This window comes from Cellulomonas septica (assembly GCF_012396155.1).
Classification (GTDB): Bacteria; Actinomycetota; Actinomycetes; order Actinomycetales; family Cellulomonadaceae; genus Cellulomonas; species Cellulomonas septica.
In genome coordinates this window covers 1-4,731 of sequence record NZ_JAAXOY010000254.1, presented here as the reverse complement: position 1 = coordinate 4,731, position 4,731 = coordinate 1, and the positions used below count along the sequence as shown (strand labels likewise).

At 73.1% G+C, this 4,731-nt stretch carries 6 protein-coding genes; 2 read left to right on the top strand and 4 right to left on the bottom strand.

Annotation, left to right across the window (positions count from 1 at the left end):
• Together HGA02_RS10915 and HGA02_RS10910 are read right to left on the bottom strand one after the other, a co-directional pair.
• The coding region (locus HGA02_RS10915; RefSeq protein WP_168679031.1) for a flavodoxin domain-containing protein at window positions 1-532 on the bottom strand (532 nt) is incomplete at its 3' end.
• Window positions 533-632: 100 nt separating this feature from the next.
• Window positions 633-1,112: a MarR family winged helix-turn-helix transcriptional regulator gene (locus HGA02_RS10910; RefSeq protein WP_168679030.1), complete on the bottom strand. Its 480-nt coding sequence runs from the start codon at window positions 1,110-1,112 to the stop codon at window positions 633-635.
• A gap of 138 nt (window positions 1,113-1,250) precedes the next feature.
• Between HGA02_RS10910 and HGA02_RS10905 the strand changes: the two genes are divergently transcribed.
• The gene (locus tag HGA02_RS10905; protein ID WP_246247673.1) at window positions 1,251-2,741 is read left to right on the top strand and encodes a glycoside hydrolase family 10 protein; all 1,491 of its coding nucleotides are present in this window, start codon (window positions 1,251-1,253) and stop codon (window positions 2,739-2,741) included.
• 95 nt (window positions 2,742-2,836) lie between these two features.
• Window positions 2,837-3,412 (top strand): NYN domain-containing protein, encoded by a 576-nt coding sequence (locus HGA02_RS10900; RefSeq protein WP_162352532.1) that lies wholly within the window; start codon window positions 2,837-2,839, stop codon window positions 3,410-3,412.
• Between the two features lie 236 nt (window positions 3,413-3,648).
• Here the strand turns inward: HGA02_RS10900 and HGA02_RS10895 are convergent, their stop codons facing one another.
• Together HGA02_RS10895 and HGA02_RS10890 are read right to left on the bottom strand one after the other, a co-directional pair.
• A complete protein-coding gene (locus HGA02_RS10895; RefSeq protein WP_168679028.1) occupies window positions 3,649-4,410 on the bottom strand; it encodes an alpha/beta hydrolase in 762 nt (253 codons plus the stop codon).
• A gap of 87 nt (window positions 4,411-4,497) precedes the next feature.
• The coding region (locus tag HGA02_RS10890; RefSeq protein ID WP_425483058.1) for a sirohydrochlorin chelatase at window positions 4,498-4,731 on the bottom strand (234 nt) is incomplete at its 5' end.

Here is a 4,731-nt window from a genome sequence, read left to right as displayed (position 1 = left end):
CTCGGCGCCGACGTGCTCCATGACGTCGATCTCCCCGCAGGCCGGCCACCCGACGTCCTCGAGGTCGTCGCCGAGCATCCAGAACGCCGACCCCCATGTCGCGGTGGTCGCCCTCGCGGGCCCGCGCGGCGGAGATCGTCGCGCGCTCGGCGAACGACAGGACCGACCGGTCGAGACGACCGTGGAAGCTGCGGTGCCCGCGCGCGCCGACGCGCTCCGCGAGCGCCCGGATCTCGTGCGGGGAGTTCGCGCTCGCCGCGGGCTGCGTCGCGAGGCCCGACGACAGCAGCCAGACGGGTCGCGTCGCGAGCTCGTCGGCGAGCCGGTCGGCCAGGTCGCGGGCCGCGGGCATCCAGTGGGCGACGTAGACGGCGGAGCCCAGGACGACGGCGTCGACACCCTCGAGGTCGGTCACGTCGTCGGGGGGCGTCATGGTCACCTCGTGACCTCGCTCGCGCAGCGTCTGCGCGACGACCTCGCCGATTCCCCACGTGCCCCCGTGCCGCGAGGCGATGGTGACCAGGATCCGCATGCCCGCTCCCTCCCTGCCGCCGTCCGGCTCTCGGACCGCTCGTCCATCGTCGCCCGGCGCTGGCCTGGACGGATGGGCCCGAGGTCCTGAGAGACGAGGGTCACGACGGGTCCGGGATGCCCGGTTGTGCGGCGCGCAGCTTGTCCGTCAGGCGGCGCAGCTCGGCGAGCTCGTCGGCGTCGAGCGCACCGCCGACGAGGCGCCGGATCGAGCGCACGTGCCGGCGCCCGATCTCGCGCTGCACGCGCGCGCCCTCGGGCGTCAGGGTCACCGCGACCCCGCGTGCGTCCCCCCGCACCGGCCCGCGCAGCACGAGCCCCGCGGCCTCGAGCCGCTCGACCATCCGGGAGAGGCTCGGCTGGGTCAGCAGGCTGCTCTCGCCGAGCTCCTTGAGGCGCGCCGTGAGGTCGTGGCACCGCGAGAGCGTGAACAGCACGTCGTACTCGCGGATCGTCAGCGGGTCCCACACGTCGTCGCGCTGGAAGCGACGCATGAGCGCCACCTGCGCGCGGAACAGCGCCTCCCACGCCTCAGCCGCCTCACGCGTGCTCGCGGCGCGCCCGACCGGTCCCTCGACCATCGACTCCCCCTCCGGCGATCGCAACGCCGACGCTATCGAAACTGCAGGCCACGACGTGCCGAAATGATTCAGCACCTCCCCGGCGAACGCATGCCACGAGCAGTGTGCACGCGGCACTCGCACCATGAGGAGGACTCCATGCCCACCACACCACCCGCACCCTGCCCTACGACCCGCCGTTCCCGCACGGCGTTGCGCACGACGCTCGCGGCAGCCGCCGCGACGCTCGTCCTCGGGACCGCCGTCGCGATCCCCGCGCACGCCGCCACGACCCTGAAGGAGGCCGCCGACGCCGCCGGGAAGGACATCGGCTTCGCGCTCGACCCGAACCGCCTGTCCGAGTCCGCGTACAAGTCGATCGCCGACACCGAGTTCAACCTCGTCGTCGCCGAGAACGCGATGAAGTGGGACGCGACCGAGCCGTCGCAGAACAGCTTCAGCTTCGGCGCGGGCGACCAGGTCGCGAGCTACGCCGCCGCGACCGGCAAGGAGCTGTACGGGCACACGCTCGTGTGGCACTCGCAGCTGCCCGACTGGGCGAAGAACCTCAACGGCAGCGCCTTCGAGAGCGCGATGGTCAACCACGTGACGAAGGTCGCGGACCACTTCGAGGGCAAGGTCGCGTCGTGGGACGTCGTCAACGAGGCGTTCGCCGACGGCGGCGGCCGGCGGCAGGACTCGCCGTTCCAGCAGAAGCTCGGCAACGGGTACATCGAGACCGCGTTCCGGGCCGCGCGTGCGGCCGACCCGACCGCCAAGCTCTGCATCAACGACTACAACGTCGAGGGCGTCAACGCGAAGAGCAACTCGATGTACGACCTCGTCAAGGACTTCAAGGCGCGCGGCGTGCCGATCGACTGCGTCGGCTTCCAGTCGCACCTCATCGTCGGGCAGGTGCCCGGCGACTTCCGCCAGAACCTGCAGCGGTTCGCCGACCTGGGCGTCGACGTGCGCATCACCGAGCTCGACATCCGCATGCAGATGCCGTCCGACTCCTCGAAGCTCGCGACGCAGGCCGCCGACTACAAGAAGGTCGTCCAGGCCTGCCTCCAGGTCACGCGCTGCCAGGGCGTGACCATCTGGGGCATCACCGACAAGTACTCGTGGGTCCCGGACGTCTTCTCGGGCCAGGGCGCCGCCCTGGTGTGGGACAACGGCTACGCCAAGAAGCCCGCGCACGCGGCGATCCTCGAGGCGTTCGGCGCGACCCCGACGCCCACCCCCACCACACCCACCCCGACGCCGACGACGCCGACCCCCACACCGACGACGCCGACACCGACCCCGACGACCACCCCCACGGCGCCCGTCGGCGCGTGCCGGGTCGCCTACGGCGTGAACCAGTGGAACACCGGGTTCACCGCCAACGTCACCATCACGAACACGTCGTCGTCCGCGCTCAACGGCTGGACCCTGACGTTCGCGTTCCCGTCCGGCCAGACCATCACGCAGGCCTGGTCGTCGGTGTCGTCGCAGTCCGGCTCCCAGGTCACGCTGCGCAACGCCGCGTGGAACGGGTCGCTCGCGCCCGGCGGCAGCACGCAGATCGGCTTCAACGGCGCCCACAACGGCACCAACACCGCGCCGAGCGCGTTCGCGCTCAACGGCACGCCCTGCTCGGTGGCCTGACGCCGCAGCACGCCACGACCGCACCGGTGCCCGCCGCTCGCGCGGGCACCGGTGCGCGTCCGTGCCGCGGCCCCGCCCGTCGCTACGCTGACGCGATGAGCACCGACGCGGCAGCCCGCACCACCTACCTGCTGGTCGACGGCGAGAACATCGACGCGACCCTCGGGTCCTCGATCCTCGGCGGGCGGCCGACGCCCGACCAGCGTCCGCGCTGGGAGCGGGTGCTCGGGTTCGCGGAGCAGACGTGGGGGCAGCCCGTGAAGGGGCTGTTCTTCCTCAACGCCTCGAACGGCAACCTGCCGATGTCGTTCGTCCAGGCGCTGCTCGCGATCGGGTTCCAGCCGATCCCCCTGTCCGGGGAGTCGTACGAGAAGGTCGTCGACATCGGCATCAAGCGCACGCTGCAGGCGATCGCGTCGCGCGGCGGCGACGTGCTGCTCGCGAGCCACGACGGCGACTTCGCGCCCGAGGTCGAGACGCTCGTCGACGAGGAGGACCGCCGCGTCGGCCTCCTCGCGTTCCGCGAGTTCACGTCCACCGCGCTCGCGGGCCTCACCGCGCGCGGCCTCCAGGTGTTCGACCTCGAGTCCGACGTCGCGGCGTTCAACGTCCAGCTGCCGCGTCTGCGGATCATCCCGCTCGACGAGTTCGACCCGCTGCGCTACCTCTGACGCGGCCGCGCGCGGGCGCCGCCCGCGTGATCGGGGTCACAGACCCATAACGGTTCGGTCGCATGTCCGGTTCGTCCGCTTCTGGCGGTAGTGCGGACACCGTCCTGGCTGGTAGACAGTCCTCCGCGCGCCCTCCCGGCCGGGGCCGCCGTGCTCGACGTCAACGGCGACGTCGGGTGCGGCGGCCTCCCGGGAGGGCCCTGTCGTCCAACGGCCGAACCTCTGCGCGTCGTCGCTCAGCCGCCGAACCCCTGCGCGAGCACCCCGTCGATCGCGGCCTGCACCTGGTCGCGGTGGGCCGTCGCGAACAGCTCGACGCCGTGCGCGCCGCCCGGCAGCTCGAGGAACGTGGTCGGGTCGTCGAGCCGCGACACCCAGCGCGACGAGCCCACCGCGACGTCGCCGTCGTTCGTCGACGCGACGACCAGGAGGGGCCCGTCGTACGTGCTCGTCTCCGCGCGCGCGTCGACGCCGTCCATCTCGGCCGGCGGCCCCAGGGCCACGACGGCCACGGCGTCGGCCTCGTCCGCGAGCGCGGCCGAGAACGCCCCGCCCTTCGACGCACCGACGAGCGCGACGTCCTGCGCACCGACGGACCGGAGCGCGTCGACGGCCCCGAGCAGCGACGCCGCGGAGTCGTCGGCCCACGAGAAGGACGCGACGAGGTAGCCCTGGCCTGCGAGGCGGGTCATCTCGTTCGTCCACTGGCAGTAGTCGGACTGGTTCTGGGGTGCGAGCACGACGCCCTTGCTGCCGGCGCCCGTCCACACGACGACCGTCGGGTCGTCCTCGGGGCCGGTCGCGGCGGCGGCCGAGCCCTCGGGTGCGCAGTCGGGGACGTCGACCGGCCGGATCGCGGGCGACGGGCCGACCGAGACGGTCTCCTCGGGTGCGGCGTCGGGCTCCGGCTCGTCGCCGCCGCTCGTGCACCCGGCGAGCAGGAGCGCTCCCACACCGACGGCGAGCACGCCCGCCCTGACCTTCACGACACTGTGCATGCGGGCATTCCTAGGGGTCGCCCGGACGGCGCACAACCCCGTGTCCACCTGCTGGTTCGTCCCCGCTCGAGGTGCGAGCCCGGTGCTTCAGGCCGTGGCGACCCCGTCGGGCACGGCGTCCGCGGCGACCGCGTCGTACCGGTCGAGCACGACGTCTGCGAGCCGCGGATCGGGTGCGAGCGGCGCGGCCACGACGTCGGCGCCGGCCTCCCGCACGCGGTCGTAGAAGTAGCCGGGGGCGAGCAGGTAGGACGCGACGACGACGCGACCGCCCGGGGTGAGGTCGGCACGCGCGGCGGCGACGGCGGCGGGCACGCGCGG